19 protein-coding genes and 2 tRNA genes are annotated in these 22,184 nt (G+C 52.8%); 14 read left to right on the forward strand and 7 right to left on the reverse strand.

What is annotated here, in order from left to right; genetic code table 11:
• Positions 1–4: 4 nt before the first annotated feature.
• The 3 genes from HBUT_RS02635 to HBUT_RS02645 are packed head-to-tail and all read left to right on the forward strand — an operon-like array spanning position 5 to position 2,315.
• Positions 5–454, forward strand: coding sequence for a DUF120 domain-containing protein (locus HBUT_RS02635; protein ID WP_011821686.1), 450 nt, complete (start codon positions 5–7; stop codon positions 452–454).
• Positions 439–1,440, forward strand: coding sequence for a LipS2 family lipoyl synthase (locus HBUT_RS02640; protein WP_011821687.1), 1,002 nt, complete (start codon positions 439–441; stop codon positions 1,438–1,440). The genes HBUT_RS02635 and HBUT_RS02640 overlap by 16 nt, the downstream gene beginning before the upstream one ends.
• A complete protein-coding gene (locus tag HBUT_RS02645) occupies positions 1,413–2,315 on the forward strand; it encodes a LipS1 family lipoyl synthase (protein ID WP_011821688.1) in 903 nt (300 codons plus the stop codon). The genes HBUT_RS02640 and HBUT_RS02645 overlap by 28 nt, the downstream gene beginning before the upstream one ends.
• On the opposite strand, the gene HBUT_RS02650 is transcribed toward HBUT_RS02645, so the two are convergent.
• Complete coding sequence (locus tag HBUT_RS02650) at positions 2,263–3,003, reverse strand: hypothetical protein (protein WP_011821689.1); 741 nt, start codon at positions 3,001–3,003, stop codon at positions 2,263–2,265. The two genes, HBUT_RS02645 and HBUT_RS02650, sit on opposite strands and share 53 nt — an antisense overlap.
• A gap of 218 nt (positions 3,004–3,221) precedes the next feature.
• On the opposite strand from HBUT_RS02650, the gene HBUT_RS02655 reads away from it, so the two are divergent.
• From HBUT_RS02655 to HBUT_RS02670, 4 genes are all read left to right on the forward strand, one after another.
• Positions 3,222–3,941 carry a precorrin-2 dehydrogenase/sirohydrochlorin ferrochelatase family protein gene (locus tag HBUT_RS02655; RefSeq protein WP_048061709.1) on the forward strand — a complete coding sequence of 240 codons (720 nt, stop codon included), beginning with the start codon at positions 3,222–3,224 and terminating at the stop codon, positions 3,939–3,941.
• Positions 3,942–4,169: 228 nt separating this feature from the next.
• Entirely contained in the window at positions 4,170–5,588 is a 1,419-nt protein-coding gene (locus tag HBUT_RS02660; protein WP_011821691.1) for an RsmB/NOP family class I SAM-dependent RNA methyltransferase, read from the forward strand.
• A gap of 157 nt (positions 5,589–5,745) precedes the next feature.
• On the forward strand, positions 5,746–6,426 hold the full coding sequence (locus tag HBUT_RS02665) for a hypothetical protein (protein ID WP_011821692.1): 681 nt from the start codon (positions 5,746–5,748) through the stop codon (positions 6,424–6,426).
• A gap of 72 nt (positions 6,427–6,498) precedes the next feature.
• The gene (locus HBUT_RS02670) at positions 6,499–6,822 is read left to right on the forward strand and encodes a hypothetical protein (protein WP_011821693.1); all 324 of its coding nucleotides are present in this window, start codon (positions 6,499–6,501) and stop codon (positions 6,820–6,822) included.
• On the opposite strand, the gene HBUT_RS02675 is transcribed toward HBUT_RS02670, so the two are convergent.
• Positions 6,819–8,345 carry a TrkH family potassium uptake protein gene (locus tag HBUT_RS02675; RefSeq protein ID WP_011821694.1) on the reverse strand — a complete coding sequence of 509 codons (1,527 nt, stop codon included), beginning with the start codon at positions 8,343–8,345 and terminating at the stop codon, positions 6,819–6,821. The genes HBUT_RS02670 and HBUT_RS02675 overlap by 4 nt on opposite strands.
• A gap of 101 nt (positions 8,346–8,446) precedes the next feature.
• Here HBUT_RS02675 and HBUT_RS02680 point away from each other — a divergent pair, with 101 nt between their 5' ends.
• Positions 8,447–10,444: a S9 family peptidase gene (locus HBUT_RS02680; protein WP_011821695.1), complete on the forward strand. Its 1,998-nt coding sequence runs from the start codon at positions 8,447–8,449 to the stop codon at positions 10,442–10,444.
• Between the two features lie 191 nt (positions 10,445–10,635).
• Here HBUT_RS02680 and HBUT_RS02685 read toward each other — a convergent pair whose 3' ends face one another.
• On the reverse strand, positions 10,636–11,133 hold the full coding sequence (locus HBUT_RS02685) for an archease (protein ID WP_011821696.1): 498 nt from the start codon (positions 11,131–11,133) through the stop codon (positions 10,636–10,638).
• A gap of 443 nt (positions 11,134–11,576) precedes the next feature.
• Here HBUT_RS02685 and HBUT_RS02690 point away from each other — a divergent pair, with 443 nt between their 5' ends.
• The 4 genes from HBUT_RS02690 (at position 11,577) to HBUT_RS02705 (ending at position 15,665) form a co-directional block, all read left to right on the forward strand.
• On the forward strand, positions 11,577–12,161 hold the full coding sequence (locus HBUT_RS02690) for a flavin reductase family protein (RefSeq protein ID WP_110138797.1): 585 nt from the start codon (positions 11,577–11,579) through the stop codon (positions 12,159–12,161).
• Positions 12,162–12,263: 102 nt separating this feature from the next.
• Positions 12,264–13,718: an RtcB family protein gene (locus HBUT_RS02695; RefSeq protein ID WP_011821698.1), complete on the forward strand. Its 1,455-nt coding sequence runs from the start codon at positions 12,264–12,266 to the stop codon at positions 13,716–13,718.
• A 311-nt stretch (positions 13,719–14,029) separates the two neighbouring features.
• Positions 14,030–15,184 (forward strand): NAD(P)/FAD-dependent oxidoreductase, encoded by a 1,155-nt coding sequence (locus tag HBUT_RS02700; RefSeq protein WP_011821699.1) that lies wholly within the window; start codon positions 14,030–14,032, stop codon positions 15,182–15,184.
• A 16-nt stretch (positions 15,185–15,200) separates the two neighbouring features.
• Entirely contained in the window at positions 15,201–15,665 is a 465-nt protein-coding gene (locus tag HBUT_RS02705) for a helical membrane plugin domain-containing protein (protein ID WP_011821700.1), read from the forward strand.
• A 424-nt stretch (positions 15,666–16,089) separates the two neighbouring features.
• Here HBUT_RS02705 and HBUT_RS02710 read toward each other — a convergent pair whose 3' ends face one another.
• The 3 genes from HBUT_RS02710 to sufC are packed head-to-tail and all read right to left on the reverse strand — an operon-like array spanning position 16,090 to position 19,504.
• On the reverse strand, positions 16,090–17,271 hold the full coding sequence (locus HBUT_RS02710; RefSeq protein WP_011821701.1) for a SufB/SufD family protein: 1,182 nt from the start codon (positions 17,269–17,271) through the stop codon (positions 16,090–16,092).
• 30 nt (positions 17,272–17,301) lie between these two features.
• The gene (gene sufB, locus HBUT_RS02715) at positions 17,302–18,732 is read right to left on the reverse strand and encodes a Fe-S cluster assembly protein SufB (protein WP_011821702.1); all 1,431 of its coding nucleotides are present in this window, start codon (positions 18,730–18,732) and stop codon (positions 17,302–17,304) included.
• A 16-nt stretch (positions 18,733–18,748) separates the two neighbouring features.
• Positions 18,749–19,504 (reverse strand): Fe-S cluster assembly ATPase SufC, encoded by a 756-nt coding sequence (gene sufC, locus HBUT_RS02720; RefSeq protein WP_011821703.1) that lies wholly within the window; start codon positions 19,502–19,504, stop codon positions 18,749–18,751.
• 443 nt (positions 19,505–19,947) lie between these two features.
• On the opposite strand from sufC, the gene HBUT_RS02725 reads away from it, so the two are divergent.
• Positions 19,948–21,240 (forward strand): phosphoadenosine phosphosulfate reductase family protein, encoded by a 1,293-nt coding sequence (locus HBUT_RS02725; protein WP_011821704.1) that lies wholly within the window; start codon positions 19,948–19,950, stop codon positions 21,238–21,240.
• A 399-nt stretch (positions 21,241–21,639) separates the two neighbouring features.
• Here the strand turns inward: HBUT_RS02725 and HBUT_RS02730 are convergent.
• Positions 21,640–21,718 (reverse strand) — tRNA-Gly (locus HBUT_RS02730).
• 187 nt (positions 21,719–21,905) lie between these two features.
• Here HBUT_RS02730 and HBUT_RS02735 point away from each other — a divergent pair.
• A tRNA-Phe gene (locus tag HBUT_RS02735) sits at positions 21,906–21,980 on the forward strand.
• The last annotated feature ends 204 nt before the right edge of the window (positions 21,981–22,184 follow it).

Raw genomic sequence — 22,184 nt, forward strand, 5'->3', positions numbered from 1 at the left:
GGTATTGGAGAACGGAGCTGTGCAACAGTTACAGCTGCTCGGAAAGAGGGTTAAGGGCTTTGGTGTTGGAGGTCGCTATGTGGCGCATCCCTACTACTCTGGCAGATTTCGCGAACTACTTGGCTGCACACCATTCCCCGGCACGTTGAACTTTGATGCTAACTTGGATTGGCGCGAATTAGCATCAATGTGTGAGCCCCAGGTCATACCAGGGACGGTATGGGATGGTGTTAGGCTTGGCGCAGTCTATGTGTGGAAGGCGAAGATAATGACTCGCCATGGCTATGTGGACTGTGCCGTGATCAGGCCACTGCTTAGCGGTCACCCCCCGACAGTATTGGAGATTGTTGCATGTGAAAAGCTAGAGCCTATACTCGAGAATAACCCGGATAAAACAGTGATAGTGACAATTGCTTGCAAGCGGGGCGATGCGCTACGGTGGAGGAGATACTAGTCCGAGCCTCTATAGGCACCCTTGCAGCTCTAGGTCTTGCAGGGATACGAGTAGCTGCAAAACCTACAACCGCCTACTTACTCCAGTATAGTCCCTACGGCTGCCTCGCCGGGTGCAAGTTCTGTACACAGTCTCTACGCTCGCCAGCAAGTAAGGATATGCTTTCAAGAGTAAAATGGCCAGTAGTTAGGCTCACTGAGCTACTGGCAGCATGGCGGAAGGCAGGTAGGCCATTTACGAGAATCTGTATTCAGACCGTTGTAAAGCCATGGTTTGGTTGCGAAGCTGCAAGAATTCTCGAGGCCATACGAACCATAGACCAAGAGACCCCTGCCTCTATAGCCTCAACACCTGTATCTACAAGGCTCCTATTGTACTGGAAGAGTCTAGGTGTGGACTATCTCGGCGTAGGCCTTGATGCTGTTACTCCAACGGTATTTAGGCGTGCTGGCAAACCATTCACATGGACAAGCTACATGGACTTTATTGAGAGAGGTATAGCTGTCTACGGTCGCGGTCACGTATATGTACACTTGATAGTTGGGCTCGGCGAAAAGCCTACAGAGATTATAAGGCTCATGGAGAAGCTCTACGCCATGGGTGCTCGTGTAGCGCTATTCAACTACACGGCTGTAACAAGCTGGAAGACAAGCAGCGTAAGAATCGAGGACTACCGGCTGCTCCAGCTAGCCCGTGAAATCCTTGAAGAAGGCCTAGATCCCTGGGACTACATCGAGGAGAGGAATGGCAGCCTCGTGCTCCGCGAGTGCCCCCCAGTAAACCTTGTAAAAGCTGTATTGACGAGCGGTTGTCCAGGCTGCAATAGACCATTCTACAACGAGAGTCCCCGCGGCCCGATCTACAACTATCCAAGCCCAGCGCTAGCTGTAAGGGATAGGGAGGCACTGAAGCACCAACTGCTAGGCAGAGCTAGAGGGCTGGAGAGGTGTATCGAAGGGTGGGTATCGCAGTCTTCAGGCTCATAGCAAGGTTCTCAGAGGTAAGCCTCACCGGGCCCCACTGTGCCCTCAACTGCCACCACTGTAGAGGCAAGTACTTGAGGCACATGCTTAAACCGCTACCCGGCTCCAATGGGCTCTACAGGCTGTTAGAGCAGCTCCGCCAGAAGGGTGTTAGGGGAGTACTCCTTAGCGGTGGGCTAACGAGGGAAGGCCTGCTACCTATAACCGAGAATGTTGTCGAGCAGATTTGGGTGGCGAAACGCAGACTCGGCATGGTCTTTAACCTTCACCCGGGCTTTGAGAGAAGACTAGATCTCCTAGAACAGCTTGTAGGTGCTGTAGACACGCTTGACTACGAGTTCAGTCTCAGCAGGGAGATTGTTAAGGGTGTTAGGAGGCTCCCCATAAAGCCTCGCGACACGGCAAAAATACTTGAAACACTACTAGAGATAGGTTTTGATGTTGTACCTCATATATTCCTATGGCATCCCTGGGGGAGCTCACAGCTTCTCCGGGAGGAACTCCGTGTTGCGGACGAACTGGGTGCTAGGATGGTAACCCTACTAGTTTACATACCACCTCCTGGCGATCCAAAGCCGGACCCTGCGCGGCTTGTAGAGTTGCTAAGGCTTGCTAGAAGCTGGTGGCCTAGAGAGCTAAGCCTCGGCTGCATGAGGCCCTATGATGTGAAGAGGGTGTTGGATAGAGCTGCTATCGAGGAGGGCCTCGTTGACCGTATAGCTAATCCACACCAGGAGGTGTTACGTAGCTACCTCGACAGCGTTAGAGCCTACGATGCTTGCTGCAGCCTTCCCGAGCATGTGCTTGGGGAATTCCGTATTGAACCTAGCCAGCTCCTAGCCCCTCCACGGAGTCTAGTACGAATAACACTGGTATAGCCAGTAATACGAGCCCCTCGCTACTAGTAAGTTCGGAGAGAATCCCGGCTTCATCCAGCAGTTTAAGGTAGTCTATGTATGCTATGACCGGCTCGCTACCCTTACCACTTATCCTCCAATACCTCTTAGTATCAGCTCGTATAGCTTCGAGTCTCTCAGCAGACAATCTCTCTATATCATGTGTAGAGCCTATGTAGTCCGCAGCCTTGGATGTTATAGGTACGAGGAAGTCAAGTACACTATATCCAGCTATTCTCATATGTAGCTTTGCATCCTTCTGAGAAAGCTTGGGGCCATAAACAGTCTCAACAACTATGCCTACGCTCTTGGTCTCTTCATAAACCGTTCTCGAAGCCAGTATGGGTGAGGCATAATAGAGCGACAATAGTATGGAATCGGCTACTTCGACGCTGAGGCCAGCCCCTACAAGCACGTCACGAACCCTTGCAGCGGCTTCCTCAGCAGCCTTACTTGGGTAATCCAGCAAGTGAAACGGGTTACCCTCAAGCCACTTGTCGATAATGCCTTCTAACCTGCTAGCAAGATATCTCGAAACACCTACATCCCTGTAGCGGAACCTCCTGGCAAGCCACTGTACATAGTGTTCAGCATCGTCTGACTGTGAGACGGCAAACACTCCCCTGAGATTCTTAACAAGAAATATGTAGCGTGCAAGCCTGGACACCATGCATTCAGCCCCGCTAATATCCAGGCCATTCGTGTGAAAGCCCGGGTTTAACAAAGTCCAACCTCAACAATTCACGCCCCGATGTTACGTTGTGCAGACCCAACGTGATCCACATGATATCAATGCTGGGTTTTTGATGTGGGCCAAAACTGGCTCTAGGTATAAAGCATGGAGAAAGTGGTGCTAGCCTCGGGTAGACGCCTAGGGGTTAGGCATTGGTGCGTGTACCACTCTGGATAGAGATGAACGGTCTTAGAGTGCTAGTTGTCGGCGGTGGTGGCGTCGGCTCGAGAAGGGCAGCATGGTTTTTAAAGGCTGGCGCAGAGGTTCGCGTTCTAAGTCTTGAATTTCGCGATGAACTTGTAGCAGAAGCAGCGAGAAATCCAAAGCTTAGCCTTATAAAGCTTGACGCATCTGATGAGAAGCAAGTTGAGGAACATGTTAAGTGGGCAGACATAGTTGTAATTGCAACTGATAACCCAGTGGTAAATGAGATTGCCTGGCGGCTAGCTAGGAGGCACAGGAAGCTAGTGAATGATGCTACAAACGCTGATAGGACAATGATTGTTGTGCCTTACATAGGCGAGGTCTATAATGGTGGTCTAAAGATAGCTGTAACGAGTGAGGGTTTGACAGGAGTTGCGGCTCGGCATGCACGCGACAAGATAATTGAATGTTTAGAGTCTGATACCGAGCTGAGAACACTCTTTGAGGTTATGTGGAGGGTTAAGAAGGTCCTTAAGAGTCTTGTAGCTGAAGCCAAGAAACGTATACCAGTCTACTTTGAAGTTGAGGACGAGTTGATGAGGCATAGAGACGTCTTGAAACGTGGTGATTTAGAGGCAGCCGCCTCAATCGCAGCGGAGGTGCTTGCAAAAGTAGCTGGTAGAAGTGTTGGTGAGATACGTGAGGCATTGCTGTCACTACGCCAGCGATAAGGCAGGATAAATAAACCGCAAGTTGTGAATGCTAGAAACATGGCACCCGGGGAGCCTGCTCCGGGCCAGCTTGAGGGCCCCGCGTCACGGGGCTCGATGGGCCCGGAGTCTCCCGCCCCATCGCTCCACCATTGTCAGCTTCTACAACTCGTTGTAGCCAGCAGATACCCACATAATAGGGGGTGCATCTACTAGCCATCTAACCTATACGTTAGGGGGCTAAGGGAAATGGCTGCCAGCGCAGAGGAACTCGCAAAGATGGTGTGGGAACACATAGAAGCTGAGCGCAGCAATAAGCCTAAGCTCTCAGTGCCAGCTAAGGGGCTCAGAATACTTGTTGAAGCTGTTAAGCTCGCAGAGGAGTTTAAACCTAGTCAGCACGCCAAAAGAGTAGTATTTCACAAGCATGGTGTGCTTGGAACGGGCTTAGATAGGCTTCTAACATCAATATTCTATGATACGATGAAACGTATGGGTCTGCTTGACCGTGTCGCAGCAGAACTAGCCAACGTGCCTACGGTACTCATACTTGATCCTTGGCTGCGTGCAGCTCTCCGTTTAGCAGTAGACATAGTGTTATTCCACCGGCCCGACAAGAACACGTTGCACAGGCTACGCTGGATTGTGGCAGACTTTATCTCAGCCAAGACACATCCTTACGTAGGAATGTTCTACTGGCAGACATTCGACAAACTCCTCGAATATCGCCCAAAGCCTAAAACTGTCGAAGAGGCACTTGAATGGAAATACCTACTACCAGCCTGGCTCATCCGGAGGATGCGCAGCCTCCTAGGCGAGGAGGAGTCCGAGAAATTATTCGAAGCGCTCAACAAGAGGCCGCTGATAAGCATCCGCGTAAACACGCTGAAGACCACTGTTGAGGAGGTCGTAGAGGAATTAAAGAGAGAAGGTAAAAACCCAATCGTCAGCACGAGGGTGCCGGTTATAGTAAAGTTTGAGGGTCCATACGACTTTGACCGGAGCCGACTCTATCGTGAAGGCAAGTTTGTTATACAAGAGGAGGCTAGTGCCGCAGCATCGATTATACTTGATCCAAAGCCTGGCATGACCGTGGTGGATTTAGCTGCAGCACCGGGTGGCAAGACGAGCCATATAGCTGAGCTAATGAAGAACCATGGTAGAATATATGCATTCGACATTGACCGGGTCAGAATAAAACGTATGAGGATGATCCTGCGCAGAATGGGAATAACCATAGTACGCATCTTTGAGAAAGATGCAAGGGAGGCGCCAAGAATTCTAGGAGAAGAGATAGCCGACCGGGTACTTCTTGATGCCCCATGTACAAGCACTGGTACTATAGCGAAGAATCCCGAGCTTAGATGGAGAGTTAGGGAGGAGGGTCTCGAAGAGATAGTTAAGCTGCAAAGGGAGATGTTGGAAGCAGCAGCGAAGCTAGTAAAGCCCGGCGGAAGACTACTCTATACAACATGCAGTCTTCTACCCGAGGAGAACGAGGATAACATAAAGTGGTTCCTCAAGAGACACTCTGAGTTCAAACTAGTACCGCTCAATGGGCCATATGATCCTTCGCCACTTCTCCATGGCACTATGAGGGCTTGGCCACATCGTCACGATACAATAGGATTCTTCTATGCATTGTTAGAGAAGAAGGAGAGGAGATGATATTCAGCCGAGGCCCCGTTTACTCCTCACGATCCTATAGGGCCTCGGCCAACTCGGCACTCATCACCCAAACCGATTATTATCCCATACCTGGGTTTAAGCACTAGCCAGGCTTTATTGTGTAGTTCGCTTAAACACCGGGGTATGGGATAGTGTTTTGCAGGGGTTTGTGGCAGCTATAGTCTCTAGGGGCTGGCTAGATCCCCTCCTCGATATTGCACGGGAATTTTATAGCAAGCCTGTAGACTACATTGTGTATGCTCAGCGTGGTAGAGAGTGGTGGTTTACGGTTAGCTCGTCTACCCTTTTGCGGCCAGAGCATGTTACTGTTTTGGCTTCTACAAGTCTTGGCGCGTTTGTAGCATCGTCTTGTTGGGCCTCGGGGATAGTCAGTATATACTTCAAGAATGGGTTGCCGGGCCTTGTGCATGTATGTAGCCTCTACAAGCTCTCGCGCGAAGCTCTACTAACAGCTAATCCTCCAGAGCCGTCGAGGAGAATACCGGCCGGTATACTGATGGGGCTTATTGCTAGGCTTGTAGGTGATGGTGCTAGCTTGGAGCGTATAGCTGCGATAATAGCTGAGCGGCTTGGTGGCGGTGCTAGCCTGGTAGCAGCACTAGTCTATACTGCACGTGATCGAGTGGCACCGGTCATAGTTGCGTCATCAGCTGGCTCCAAGCGGATATGCGTATCCTATAATGGTGGTAGTGCTGTGATAAGCCTAGGCCGGGATGGTCCTGGAACATGTCTAGCAGATACTGTGGTGACATTGAAGCCCATAAGTGGTGTTGCGAGAGTCGAAGCAAGGAGTATTGAGGAGGTGCTATATCGCTAACAGACTCGGTGTTACTGCCTCCGCTCTGTCTAATGCGTATCCAGCCGCCAACATATACGACGGGGTTTAGCCGTGGATGCACGCAGTAGACTCATATCAATTCTCAAGGTGATAGTTTCACGCGATGTCGTATCTCCTGGCGACGTGGTTGTCGAGACAAAGCTCCCTAGATACCTCGTTCTAGCAGCCTTTCAGTGTCTAGAAGCTCTAGGCATAGTTGAACCAGTGTTCACCAAGGGGAGCTATAAGCTCTACACGGCCCGCAGCCATGCCAAGAAGCTCCTAGAAGCACTCCTAGCAGGAGCTGAGGACCCCATACTCGCCTTGGCGAATGATGCAAATACCGTACAGGTATCGGAGCCGTCTCCAGCAACGGTAGTTTCCGGGGGCAGTTAACGCCTTAGCATTTTTGCTAGCGAGGCTAGGGCGAAGAGAAAGCCAGCCACCTCTAGCCTCCCCAGAGTCATTATAACTATGAGTACTAGTTTTACCGGGATAGAGGCAGCTGCGCTCGTTATTCCGACGCTGAGCCCTACGTTTGCGAGCGCGCTAGCAGTCTCAAATGCAGCATCCACGAAACTCCTTGTTGGAAGTAGCGCGGACAGAGCCAGCGCGCCAGCAAACTCGGTTAGCGTTAGAAGTGCTGCTACAGATATCACGTTCTGTAGCTCGCTAATCGTTACCGGCCTGCCACCCACGCTCCTCGCTATGACCCTCCTACCACCGTAAATTACCTCGCTCACGCTCCAAAGTATAGACTTGACTATGACCATAAGACGGTACTGTTTGAGGCCGCTGCTAGTTGAGAAGATGGAGCCACCTATCAGCATAATCGGTATGAGCAGTGCTTTGAAGTCCGGCGGAGCAGATGACAAGTCGTCTATACCGAAACCTGTGCCCGTAAGCGCGGATACTACGTGAAATATAGCGTCGCGTAAAAACCCCTTTGGACTCCAGCCAGCAGTATAGAGCATTACGGCAGCAGCCGTGCTTGCTAGAAATGCAACTGCTAGGAGCGACTGTATCTCCCCGCTAAACCTCCTGGGAATACCCTTCAGTATCGCATACAAGTCGGCAAAGTTCATGGCTCCTGTGAGCATTATTACTACCGTTACGGACTCTATGAGCAGAGAGTCATAGAAGCCAATGCTAGTGGTATGAGTGCTAAAGCCGCCAGTTGCAATACCGGTCATTGAGTGGTATACAGCGTCAGAGGGCGTCATACCTGCGAGGTAGAGTCCTATAGCACCCATAATGGTGAGCATGAGGTAGAGTTCCATTAGGGCGCGTAGGCTTCTCGCAATGCTCGGCTCAAGCCTCTCAAAACGTCCCTCGGCAAAACCTACTAGGTGTGCTGGTAGGCCGCCGAGCCGGACCATTGTGAAGAACATGACTACTATGCCGAATCCGCCAAACCATTCTGTTACCGCTCTCCACCATAGTATGCTTGCGGGGAGTTCTTCTATGGAGGGTATGTAGACGCCGTAGTCAGGGTTAACCTGGCCAGTAAATATCGTTAGGCCCGTCGCGGTGAACCCGCTCACAGACTCAAACCACGCATCAATAAATGGTATACCTAGCGACACGTAGACCGGTAGGGCGGATATAATCGGTGTTGTAACCCACGAGTAGGCAACGAGGACTATTGCCTCCTCCCGTGTTATACTCCTGGAGGGCTCCATGAAGTTTATCCATGCATAGCCCACAGCTATGAATATGGATCCCCAAGCGAGGAGCTGTAGGGAGTAGTTGTGGTCGCCCTCAAACAAGCCAAAGATGCCTGCAAGCACGTGGGATAGCCCGGCAACGATGAAGGGTAGGGACGTGTAGCGGAGCAGCGGGTTAACCCTCAGCGGAAGGTGTCTCTGACGCCTAGCAACAGCCTCAAGCCTTGCTGACGTCTCTTCCCTTCCTGCCACGTAGCAACCCCTAGCGAGAGCCCAGCACGGTACCCACACATAGCTATCTCTACAATCTTTAACCCTCCCGTACATAAACCTGGAAAGCGGACGAGCAGGCCTTGACGGCCCGCGTCTTAACCCCGGAAACACTGCGCAACATAGTCCTAGTTTCAAACCCCGCCATAACCCCTGATGGTGGTAAGATTCTCTACACGGTTGCAAGGATAAACATTGACGCTGATACCTATGAGTCTAGCATAAGCCTCCTAGATGTTGCCACCGGGTTTGAAGAGCCCCTACAGCAAGGCCCAAGCGACTCCTGTCCCATCCCGGCTCCCAACGGCAGGCACTACGTCTTTATCCGGAGGGTCGAGAGGGATAGGAAGCAGCGTGGCCAGCCAGGTCTCGAGCTAAGATTTGCGAGCATAGACAGGCCTGGAGCTAGCAGGCTCATAGCAAGAGTGCATGGCCTCGTCTCAGTCTCATGGAGTCCAGACTCCTTACGCCTCGCTGCGGCGATACCTGTCGGCCTACCCGACGAAGACGTAAAGGTTGTCGAGACACTGCCTGTATGGTTTAACGGTAAAGGTTTCATCTACAAGACACAAGTTAAGCCCTTCATTGTTGACGTCTACTCAGGCTACATGGAGGAGATAAAACTCGACGACGTGAAGTGGATGCAGGTAGCAGACATTGCCTGGAGTCCCGACGGCCGCAAAATAGCCGTTACAGTGTCCAGGGTTATGGAGAAGCCGTACCTACGAGACCTCTACGTATACTACCTTGATGAGGATCGCGCTGAGCTCGTAGCCGAAAAGCTCAGCGGGTTCGGCGAGATCGTCTGGAGCCCAGACTCCCGCTACATAGCCTACCTAGGCCACCGCAGGGAGAGGGGGTTCGCAACTCACAACAAGATACTTGTCTTCGATACCGAGGACCGGGGCAGCGAACCCGAGTGCCTTACTTGCAGTCTTGACCGGAACGCTGTGAATACTGCTAACAGCGACGTGAGATTTTCCAGCTGCCTAAAGAAGCTGCAGTGGACACGCAAGGGCATACTATTCGTGGCAAGCGATCATGGAAGAGCGCCGCTGTATAGTGTAGAACCCGGCTCCGAGCCAACAATAGTGATTGACCCCGGCGAAGGCGTTGTGGATGAGTTCTCCGCAACCCCCGACGGCGCAAGGATAGCCTATACCAGGATGACCGCTACAGAGCCAAGGGAAGTCTACGTAAGTGATGGCGGTAATGCGAGGAGGCTTACCAGGCACAACGACACCTGGCTCTCAAGATACAAGCTGTCGAAGCCCGAGAAGTTCGTCTTCAAGGCGAGCGATGGTGTTGAGGTTGAGGGCTGGATACTAAGGCCCCCAGAGGGCGTTGAGGAGAAGGGATGGGTACTATACATCCACGGCGGTCCCAAAACAATGTTCGGCTACGGCTTCATGCATGAATTCCACGTGCTAGCAGGTAGAGGCTACACTGTTGTCTACACAAACCCACGTGGCAGTGATGGCTACAGCGAGGAGTTCGCCGACATACGCTGCAGGTACGGCGAGAGAGACTACCAGGACCTCATGGAGGCAGTAGAATATGTCATAGAGAGGTATAGACTGCCCCGCGACAAGGCGGCAGTAATGGGCGGAAGCTACGGAGGCTTCATGACCAACTGGATTATAGGCCACACAGACCTCTTCAAGGCAGCAGTAACCATGAGAAGCATATCAAACTGGATAAGCATGTACGGCACCACAGACATAGGCTGGTACTTCGTCGAGGACCAGATATGCTGCACCCCATGGAGGAACTTCGAGCACTGCTGGGAGAAGAGCCCACTAAAGTACGCTGACCGGGTAAAGACCCCCACACTAATCATACACTCGAACGAAGACTATCGCTGCTGGCTAGACCAAGCACTACAGCTGTACACGGCACTCAAGTTGCACGGCGTCGAGACAAGGCTAGCAATATTTCCCAACGAAAACCACGATCTCTCAAGGAGCGGAAAGCCCAAACACCGTGTCAAGAGGCTACAGCTAATACTAGAATGGTTAGACGAGCACCTAGCGGGCAAGAAGGAGGAAGAAAAAGCGGGCCGGGAAGCCGGAAACGCCTAGCCGTTTTCCTCAATATCATTCTCATTGTTTTCGTTGGCAGTAGGGCGGAAAAGTTGTGGATCCCGCCGCAGCTGGGTGGCCGCCTCTCATAGACCCCCAGGCTGTTTGCGGGGGCCTCCGGCGGTGGGCGGCCGTAGTACTCCTATTCGGCTAGCTGCTGGCCGGGTAAATGTCTTAGCTCTCATCGAGGACTAGATGTCTACAACGAACTGTACCCGCCAGCATCCATCCTCCTTAACTATTTCCATCATTGCGTAGGTCATCGCCTTGACTATCGTTCTCTTGGGGTGCTTTGATGAGTTCATTTTTTCGCCCCAAGCTCTAGCCTTAAGGTAGTATTCGTCCTCGCTCCTCTTCTCTATTTTCTCCACCTTGAACTTGGAGAACACCATGCTTTCGCTATCGGTGTAGTATAGTAGGTCTTCTATCCAGCGGTAGAGCAGTTGGTAAATATCGACGCCGGTATCCTCTATTACCCTCTCCTCCTTAGGCTCAACCTTGCTCGTATCAGTTATCACCTCGTAGACGCCGATGGCAGCTTGCTCAAATGCCTCCTCGAGCGTACGGCCCTTAGCAACTATTATCACGTCGGCAGGATGTGGTGCGTGGGCATAGCCGGGACAGTTCAGCCTGGCAAGGGTTTCACGCAACTCAGCCAGGATGTCCTCGTATACCTGGCCCTCAGCCATAGCTTCCACCAATAACAAGCACAAGTTTCACTTAGGTAATAATGCTAGCTCTGAGCAACGATAGAGCTGTAGTTAATCTTGTGGCTGTCCTGTGAGTACACCTGGGAGGAGCCCTACTCCCTGGACGTCAGCTTGTCGGCAACAGCTCCACGGCTACGAGGGAACAAATGTGGTTATGCATACAGGTCTCCCGGGATCATAGGGTCTTGTATGATAGAATGATGCTGCGAGGCCCTCTAGATGATTGTGTCGGATAAATGGGTAGGGCTTCATGCTTTGTCAAGTCCTACAAGGGCGATATTATGCTATGCCCGTGTGCAATATCAGCGTTTTTTGCGGGGAGTTGATTACTCGACAATTGGTGGCTCACGCCTCAGCTGAGGGTAGGCTAAAGCCCTCCAATCTCGAGTATACTGGTGACACGGTGTTAGTCTTTGCCAGGTGTGCCGGGCGGCTATGTTGAGGCAGGTGATAAGTGGTACTACATCCTCCACCCGCGTCCCGCCTACATACTTGTAACAGAGTATGGTGGCCGAGTAAACTTCATGGCTGCTTCCTGGGTTATGCCGTTGAGTGAGGATCCGCCAAGGATAGTGGCAGCTCTTGACAAAGCATCATTCACGATGGAGCTTATACTTAGCTCAAAGGCTTTCACGGTTAACGTATTAACGATCGATCATGTAGACTTCATATACGCTGCCGGCACCACCAGCGGTAGGAGGGTGGATAAGCTAGCAGTCCTCGGGGCCGAGATCTCAAGAGATACCGTTACCGGGGTTCCGAGGCTCTCAAAGCCCAGGCCCATAGGCGTTATAGAGGCAAGCGTCTACCGCGTCTACAGCGACGTGGCAGAGGACGTCCATCTAATCGTGGCGGATGTCGTTGCAGCATACGCCGATCCGGAGTTCTTCAACGAGAAGTATGGCTGGGATCTCAGGAAGGCACGTATAGCAATACATGCAGCTGGCCGAGCCTTCACGATACCTGGCGGGCTTTACATTGCTAAGAAGCTTGCGGCGAAACATTAGTAAACCCGAAACAGCTTCGGAGTCCTTTGGGTTGTGTGAAGTTATAACCCTTTAGATGCTCCAAGCTTACAATCGGGCACGCCGCATAGAGGGTGTCCGGGCTTGAGCGCCAGGATTCCACTCCGTAAAATCAGCGAGTTCGAATGGGAAATACCCAAGGGCGCTAAGCCCTGCATGAAGGTCCCATCCATAATCTTTGCAGACGAGTTTCTGCTCGAAAAAATGAAGGGTGACCTAACACTGGTCCAGGCAGCCAATGTGGCATGTCTCGGCGGCATACAGAAGTACAGCATTGTGATGCCCGACGGACACCAGGGCTACGGTTTCCCCATAGGCGGCGTAGCAGCCATGGCCGTTGACGAGGACGGTGTCATAAGCCCTGGCGGCGTGGGCTACGACATCAACTGTGGTGTACGCCTCATAAGGACTAACCTAGACATAAAGGATGTCAAGCCTAAGCTACGCGAGCTAATAGACGAGCTATTCCGCAACATACCAAGCGGCCTTGGTAGTAGCGGCAAGATCAGGCTGAGCATCCAGGAGCTAAACAAGGTGCTAGATGAGGGTGTCGAGTGGGCCGTACAGAGGGGCTACGGCTGGGCTGAGGACCCAGACCACATAGAGGAGAGGGGTAGCTGGACAGCTGCAGACTCCAGCAAGGTTAGCGACCGTGCCAAGAGGCGGGGCGCAGAGCAACTAGGTACGCTCGGCAGCGGCAACCACTTCCTAGAGGTGCAAGTGGTAGACAAGATCTACGACCCGAAGCTAGCCGAAGCCATGGGCATAACTCATGAAGGCCAGGTAATGGTGATGGTCCACACAGGCAGCAGAGGCCTGGGTCACCAGGTCGCGAGCGACTACCTAATGATAATGGAGCGCGCCATGAGAAAGTATGGTATAAGGCCGCCAGACCGTGAGCTGGCAAGCGTACCATTCAACAGCAGGGAGGGTCAAGACTACTTCAAGGCAATGGCTGCAGCGGCCAACTTTGCCTGGACAAACAGGCAGCTAATCACCTACTGGGCCAGGGAGAGCTTCAAGAAGGTCTTCCACCGCGACCCCGACCAGCTAGACATGGTTATAGTCTACGACGTAGCCCACAACATAGCCAAGCTAGAAGAACACGACGTAGACGGCAAGAGGAAGCAGCTAATAGTACACCGTAAAGGCGCCACTCGTGCCTTCCCACCGGGACACCCACAGATACCCAAGGACTACCAGGCCATAGGCCAGCCAGTACTCATTCCGGGCAGCATGGGTACAGCAAGCTACGTACTGGTAGGCGTCCCAACAGGTGCAAGGGCATGGTACACAGCGCCACACGGAGCTGGCAGATGGCTGAGCAGAGCAGCAGCTAAGAGAATGAAGAGCTACACCCAAGTAGTAAGAGAGCTAGAAGCTAAAGGTATACTCATAAGGGCAAGTGATCGTGCCACCGTAGTTGAGGAAATGCCGCAGGCATACAAGGACGTAGATAGGGTAGCCCTAGTGGCACATCGCGTAGGCATAGCCAAGATGGTAGTCAGACTACGTCCACTAGCAGTAACGAAGGGTTAGCCTCTCCACACTACCCGAAAACCCCACCAAAACATACTCCCGGTACTACTGATGCATACTAGAAGAGCTAGACTGTAGGACTCTAATGCTCACTCCACGCAGCTTTTTGCTAGGAAAGTTGTAATACATGTCTTCGCATAATACAAACTTACCGTTTCCGTTCTTGTTTATATGGGAGGAATCCTCCCCACGTCATACCTTCAAGGTGCTTTTAAAGTGCAAAAATCACAGTAATGTCCAGGAACATTTTTAAAGGCAAAAAGGCAAAGATATAGTAGAGTATGACAAAATAAATGTATGCGTGAGCTGCCATGGCTAAGAAGATAGTTATACTCGGAGGCGGCGCTGGTGGTGTTATTGCTGCCAGGAGACTGAGGGAGGTTCTGAAGCCCGAGGAGGCCGAGATAACGTTAATAGATAAGAGTGAGTTCCATGAGTTTCGGCCATCCTATCTCTGGGTCATGACTGGGATAAGGGAGCCTGATGACATAAGGAGGCCCTTGAGAACCCTTGAGAAATACAAGATAAACTTCGTACAGGATGAAGTGACCGAGATAGATCCGGCAAACAGAACAGTGAAGGGCAAGAAGGGGTCCTATGAGTATGACTATCTCATAGTGGCATTGGGAGCCGCTCTGAAGGAGGAGATAGAAGCACCTGGGGTATGTGCACCCTGGAGCATGGAAGGGGCTCTTCGCTGCAAATCGATACTGTCGGAGCTAAGATCCCCTAGCGTGAAGATCGTAATAGGGCCTGCCTCATGGCCTTACCGCTGTCCCCCAGCGCCCTTCGAGGTTGCGTTCCTGCTGAAGTACCTTATGGAGCAGCGTGGAGTCAAAGCTGACATCAAGGTCTTCCACATGTGGAGCAAACCCATGGAGCCTTTCGGCCCGCTAATGTCCTCTATGTTCAGCCAGATGCTCAACGAATACGGCATAGAGTTTGTGGGCGGTGCCCAGTTCCAGGAGGTTGATGGTAGCTCCAAGAAGGTGAGGCTCTCCACAGGCGAACTAGAGTATGATATGGCTGTCGTGATACCACCTCACGCGCCACCGGAGCCTGTGGCAAAGTCTGAGCTGGCAGACCAGCGGACAGGCTGGATGAAGGTAGAGCTGCCGCACATGAGGAACCCCAAGTACAAGGAAGTGTTTGGCATAGGCGACGTAGTGAGTCCGACAATAGGGTTGAGCATGGCGGGTGTCTTCGCCCACTTCCAGGCAGAGCATGTGGCGAGCCAGATAGCCGATGAGATAAAGGGCGTCTACATGGGGGAGCACTACAACATGAGCGGTATCTGTGTAATGGACCTAGGCTATATAGGTGCTGCAGTCTACTGTGACTTCTCCAAGAAGCTCATGGAGAGAGCGCCTTATCCCGACTGTAGGATGCTAGGAGGCTCCAGGGCCTTCCGCGTAGTCAAGGCGGCTTTTGAGAGGATGTGGTTCAGCAGCCTATTTGGCTACTAAGTGGAGGTGTCAAGTCATGAGTGCCCAGACGAATGAGGCGGTTTTAAAGGTTCTAGATAAACTGTCTCAGCTCAATCCAGAGGAACTCGAGAGACTAGTGGACAGCCTCATCGAAGCCAAGGAAGCCCTAGCCCAAATGGCCAGAATAGCAGCTAAGCTTAAGGAGACAGGCGTCCTAGACGTCATAGAGACATTCCTCGACAGCAGTGCTGAGCAGTTTAACGCAATGACTAGACCGGACATAATGAGCATGGTAGCAAACATGATGATGGCGGCCTGGATCCTAGGCCAGATACCACACGGGATGCTGGTAGAACTAGGCAACAAGGTCTCCACCTGCACAGCAGCAGCTAAGGAGGAGTTCGACAAGACTAACAAGAAGCTAGGCCTAATGGAGATGCTGAACATCATGAGGAGCCCAGAATTCGCAGCAGCACTAAAGGCTATGCAGAAGATGCTAGCCTGCCTTAAGAGCAAATAATATAATAGAGAGTTTAGAGCTTCCGGTATGATATATCATTTGCTTTTTATCTCATCCTATCTGGGTAATTTTTCTCCAGTTCTGCAATCAAAATTGTAGACGCGTAGAGCAAGCTACAAGCTTTCCAATGTCTGCGTGGCGTTATGTGCTAGTGTGTACAAGGGCTGCTAGTTGATTAGACTTGTGAACTATTTCCTGGATTAGAGGTTTGGCTATCCCTCGCCCACCTCGTAGCCTCTACAAGGCTCAGCTGGTCCATCAGTTAGAGGCTGTAGCCATCCACATTCACGATGCGAAAGATTTTAGTATTGACATGTCCCTAGGTTCATGCATGGTTTCCTCTTGGTGGTAGGGTGTTTTACGCTTCCAGGCCAGGCTTGATATAAAGTGTAATTTCGAGGTCTTTGATGTGGGCGTCATAGAGCTAGGATAGGCGGAGTAGTATTTCTCCAACTATCTTCTCAGCCTTCTCTGCAAGTTTTTCGAGGTGTTGTGCTGTCGTACGGAGTCTTTCTGCGAGTAGTAGCTCTAAGGCCTCGGTCTCGCTTAGCCCGCGGCTCTGTAGGTAGAATAGTTGTTCGCTTGAAATTCGGTACTGGGCTGCATGGTGACTTGCATGTTCTACATCCCCGGTATCTATCTCCATGAGAGGCATTGTGTAGCCCTGGGCGTGCTGGCCTAGTATTAGTACCTCGGCGTCAAAGCTTGCACTACTACCCCGTGCTGTCTCGCGGATGCTTGCTACTCCTCGTGCTGCAACAATGCTCTTGTCGAGTGCGAAGCTGTATAGCCTTACGCTGCTTCTGCTCCGGGGGCCCTGGTGTATTATGTCCGCTATGTAGTCTAGCTTCTGGCTTCCAGCTGCTACTCCAGCGCCGCGGTGTACTAGACTAGCGCTTTTTGCTAATAGGATCTTCTCCTCTATACGATGCATGGCTGAGCCTAAGGCTATGGTGGCTGAGTGAAGCTGTGTGCCTTCCAGGACTAGGCGGCGCACAAGAAGCGCATGTACTGCAGCCTCCGGAGGCCTAACCACGGTTAGCAGTTCTAGGCTCGAGCCCTCGCCTGCAACAATCTCTACCGCGGTTGAGCCACTCCCGGCTGGCAGTATGTCGAGCTGCAGCGCAGCCTCTATACCAGGCTCAACAGCTACTACGAGGTGGCTACTACCCCAGACGCCGCCAGGCCCACAGACTGCTACACGGTAGACTCCAGGATCCCGTACCTCGAGCACATAGGCCTCCTTTAGGAATGCATAGTGGGCGGCAGTAAGCCGCGTCTCATTAACCTGCAGCATTGAGGCAAAGATCCTGGCTAGCTCCCGGGGCGCCTCTTCTAGCCTATACACCCGTAGACCATTGGCTGGGGAGCTTGCAGTGCATGAGCCTACAGCTGCATCATAGCCTTCCGGCAAGCGTCTCTGCTCAGACGCTGTATCCTCGCCCCGACGGACTGCTGCGAGCTGCTTCTCAAACAGCATCCAGTCGGTATAGTACTTGATAGTAGGTGAGTCTGCTAGGTGTTGCCAGGGTAGCTTGTCAAGCAGCTCTCGGGCTCGACGCTTCACTGCGTCTAGGCTTCTCTCCACCTGTCCTACACTAGCCATGAATGCTCCCTCCAATCCGATGTTTACGTGTTAGCCTAGGGCGCCGTACTCGCTAAACTCGAGTTCGATTACCTTGGAGAGTATGCCGAATAGTTCCATGGGCAGGGTCCGGAGCACGCTCTGGATGAAGCCGAGCACTATCATGGCCTTAGCCTCGCCCTCGCTTAGGCCGCGGCTAGCCATGTAGAATAGCTGGTCTTCACCTAGCCTGCCTACGCTAGCTTCGTGTGTAACCTCAGCAGTAGGCTCGTTGACCTCGTTTCGGGGGTAGGTGTAGGCTTTGCTACGCTCATCAAGTATCAGGCTATCACACTGCACGTGGCTCACACTGCGGTAAGCGCCGCGGTTTACCCGGACCAGGCCCCGGTAAATGGAGAGGCCGCCATTGCTGGATATGCTCTTCGAGATTATGATGCTTCGTGTATCGGGAGCGGCATGTATCACCTTGCCCCCTGTATCCTTTATGTAGGGGCCATTGGCTATGGCTACTGAGACGTTGCGTGTTGAGGCTCCACGGCCGCGGAGTATGGTTGTTGGGTATGTGTAGGTTATCTTGCTCCCAATGCTCCCCTCTAACCACTCTACATGTGCACCCTCTTCGGCTATGGCGCGCTTATTGTTGAAATTTATGACATTCCTACTCCAGTTCTGCACGGTGTAGAAGTGCACTCGGGCGCCACGGTGAGCATAGATCTCAACCATGCCGTCGTGGAAGCTAAACTTCTTGAGCATCGGGGCGGCACAGCCTTCTATGAACTCTATGTAGCTGTTCTCGCCCGCTATGAGGAGTGTGTGCTCGAACTGGCCCTCCAGCTCGCTGCCTATGAAGAAGAAGGCCTCGATGGGCTGTGTGAGCCTGATACCAGGCGGTACGTAGACGAAAGCGCCGCCGCTCCACAATGCGTGGTGTAGTGCGGCAAACTTGTGGTCGGAGGCGGGAAAGACACGGCCAAAGTATTGTTTAACCAGGTCGGGGTAGCGTTGCACAGCCTCCTCCATTGGGAGCAGTATAACGCCCTTCTCCTGGAGCTCCTTCTTTGTCAAGTTGAGCACGGTTTCGCTGTCGAAGACAGCTGTGAGTCCCGATAGCATCCGCTTCACCGCTTCTTGGAGCCCCAGCTTCGTGTAGTACTCCTTTATCCAGCCTGGGAGATCCTCCCAGCTCTCCGCCTTCTCCGCCTTAGGCTTCACATAGGCCGCTATCTCCTCCAGGTCTATCTCCTCGATGCCAACAACCCAACGGGGCATGGGTAGTTTGTAGAATAGCTCTAGGGCGCGAAGCCGGAGACGACGCATCCAGTCAGGCTCCTTCTTGACCCGTGATATTTCCTCTACAAGGCTTCTCTCAATACGGCCCCGTATCTCTATCTCCTTCGGGTAGGGCTTCTGGAAGCCCAGCAGCTCCTCAACACTACGAGCCTCAAGCAACTCCCTCATGGGTGCGGGACGCACACCAGCCATGACATGCCACCCCTTTTTACGCCTTGTCCTCCATGTAGGCTCGATAGCCTTCCTGTTCAATCCTCCTAGCCAGCTCTGGGCCGCCCTCGTCTACCACTCGGCCATTGACGAGTACCACTACGTGGCTAGGCTCGACAAACTGGAGAATCCTCGCATAGTGTGTTATCACGAGCACACCCGTCCCCTGCTCTACGAGTTCGCGGATAGCCTCTGCTATGACGCGGACACCGTCCACGTCAAGGCCGCTGTCCGGCTCGTCGAGGATAACGTAGCGGGGGCGGAGTAGGAGGAGCTGGAGCATCTCAGCTCTCTTCCGCTCGCCACCGCTAAAGCCCACGTTAACCTCTCTCTGCAGCATCTCGGAGCGGAGTCCCAGCCTCTCAGCTAGCTCCCGAGCCTGCTTGTGTAGTTCGGGCCGTGGCATGCCTATAAGTCGCTCCTCGATGCCGAAACGCCGGTTATACGCAGCTGCGATGAAGCTGATTAGCCTGACACCAGGTATCTCGACAGGATTCTGGAAGCCAAGCATTAAGCCACGCCGAGCCCTCTCATGTGGAGGAAGGCTGGTGACGGGCTCACCGTCCAGTAGCACCTCTCCACTCTCAACACGATAGCGTGGATGCCCCATCAGTGTATAGGCTAGCGTAGTTTTACCACTACCATTAGGGCCCATAAGCGCTATTATACTACCCTGAGGAACCTTGATATTTACCCCACGGAGGACGATTTTCCCTTCGGGACCCGCCACCAGATTCCTGGCCTCGAGCGCCAAACAACAACCCTGTCTTTATCAGGCGTTAAATACCGGTTATAAAGATGGCGACAGACCAAACTAGGCAGAAAACCAGCTAAAAGCTGGTTTAAGGTGGTGAAGGATGGAAGGAGAGACAAACGATGCTCTGGCTAGCGGCCGGATTCAACCCTGAGATCAGCGGCTTGGAAGACCCATGAGTATTTAAGCTAATGTTTTGCTGTTGAAACGTGTTACGTGAAACCTGCCTCGCAGAGCAGACTGTCAGCTGTTCTCTGACAAGATGCTTCTTAATGCAGAAATGATGGAACTTGTTGTGGAGAAAGGGAAGCGAGGCTAGGTTGTGCTTGCATGTGCCTCTTGGTTCTAGGCTCAAAATTAAAGTTTGCATCTTGGACGCTGAGTGCTTGCCGAGATCAGCAATATAGGGTGTGCCACACACAAGCTAAAACTTGGGGTCCGCTATGGAGAGGTATCCAGTGCTGACAGCTGATGGTAAAGTGGAGGGCTACGTGATCTCTTCAGTGGAGTTTAGTGTTATCTTCGATTCACAAGGGAACGGGCGCTCTTTTATGTGGGTTGACACCGAGAGAGCAATTGAAGTAACGCCATTCATTGACAAGGGAGTTCTAAGAATTGGAAATACAGTAATCGAGTACGCGAGGCTTGTCGAGGACATACCGTGGCCTCTAGTCTACGTCGCCAAGGACTTCGAGCGCTACGTTGAATGGGTGGCCGAGAGATATGGCAGCATGCTAAGGGGCAAGAGTATCGTGGTGAACTACAGCGGCGGCAAAGACAGCACCTCGGTCATGGCCGTGATGGCCGCCCTTAGGGAAAAGGTGGACTTTGAGCTTAGAGCCATATACAGCTATGTCCCGTACCTTGAGCCTCCACGCAACATAGACTTCGTTGAACGTGCCTCCAAGGTTCTGGGTGTCGAGGTTGATATTGTCGAGGCTAACCGGGAGCTTATGAAGAAGAGGCTGCTGGAGGACGGCATGCCATACAGGGGCAAGAGGTGGTGCACCTACATGAAGCTTAGGCCAATAAAGGATGCCAAGAAGCTGCGCCGCCAGGATGTCACAGCTGACGGCGATAGGCTGACCGAGGCTCTGAAGAGATTTGCAAGGCTTTACCAAATGTCGCCGCAGAAGCCGAAACTCTACGATGGAGGGGGGAGGATAAGGCCGATATACGTGTGGACGCTGCTAGACATCGCGGCAAACGTACGTAGGCTGGGCCTGGTGCATCCCGACTACTACGAAGGCCTGCCTAGGGTAGCATGCATGGTGTGTCCCTACAAGGCCCTCCATGAGTTCTCGGAGGAGCAGCTAGACCTCCTAGAAGATCCCGGACTCGTGGAGTCTGCTATTAGGAGGAGCTACGAGAAGTATTACGCCAGCATGGGCATAGAGTGGGAGGAGTTCCGTAGCCAGCACCTGTGGCGCCACCACCCCATAGTTGCCAAGAAGCTTCTCGAAGCCAAGAAGGAGCTTGAAAAAATAGCTGAGAAGGAGGGCCTAGAGACCGTTACCAAGGATAAGGTTGACGGAATGTTCAAGAGCCTATGGACGAACCCTCTGCCCGAGGCTCCAGAAATAGACCCAGAAGAGTCGGTCAAGGTTATAGGCAGCGTGGTCGAGAAGGCCTACAAGCAAGCCCTGCAGTTGTCGAGAGAAGCAACAAAGATAGTCATGGCCGAGCGCGGGCTGACAATCGACGAGCCGATAGGCTGTGCATGCGGCAGCGTGTAGCAACACGGTCAAAGCCGCTACCTCCCTCTCAAGCCTCGGCTTCCCAACTAGCTTGGCCGGATACCTGACCCGCTCCCCTACCGTTCACCCACTAATCCACCCTAAGTGGTAAGGTGGGCAAGGTAACCTTCCAGCTAGTCGCACCATAAGGTGATGAACAACTAACACCAAGGGTGTTCATAACAGCTTGTTTTCATGATTCTCGGCCGCGAAACGTAGGATGCATAGCCTCGTTTCATGGTCTATCTTGCCAAGGTCTTGCCGGAAATACCATTTCACAAGAGAAGCCTTGCTTGATAATCCTAGTGGAATTCGCACACACTTATGTTTCGCATCCACGCGTGGCACATGAAAGAATATGAATGCTAAGAGAATTCGAAAGGAGAGGATGTGTGGAATTGGTGCGGCGGCCGGGATTTGAACCCGGGATCACCGGCTTGGAAGGCCGGCGTCCTAGTCCAGGCTAGACGACCGCCGCAACCGTGTTAGACGCTGAGTTTTAGGGTCCGGGTGTATTATTGGTTACTTGGCTGTGCTGACAAGAGGGTCTCCTTGACCGCCCTGCTGGGCGGGGTGAGGAGAGCCGGAAAAACTGAGCCGCATATACCTGGTCTGATTGTTGGTTAATGCTTAAGAGCCCCCTCCCGTAAGCTGTCTGTAATGGTGCCGCCGTAGCTCAGCGGGAGAGCGCCCGGCTGAAGACCGGGCGGTCCGGGGTTCGAATCCCCGCGGCGGCACCAGCCCCATTCTCCGGTCCACTTCTCCTCCCTGTCTGCGGTGGCTTCTTAGCTAGGAGATTGGTGGTGTTTCTGCCGGGCTGCTGGTGATGAGGACTTGCCCTTCGCGAGCCTTGCGGGGGCTGTGACGGCTACCGTGGCGGCTGAGGCAGCCTTAGACTTATAGAGGGGGGCTGGTGTTTCGGGCTGGCTGGGTGCTGGTATAGG

Origin of the sequence: Hyperthermus butylicus DSM 5456, assembly GCF_000015145.1 — an archaeon.
Lineage (GTDB): Archaea > Thermoproteota > Thermoprotei_A > Sulfolobales > Pyrodictiaceae > Hyperthermus > Hyperthermus butylicus.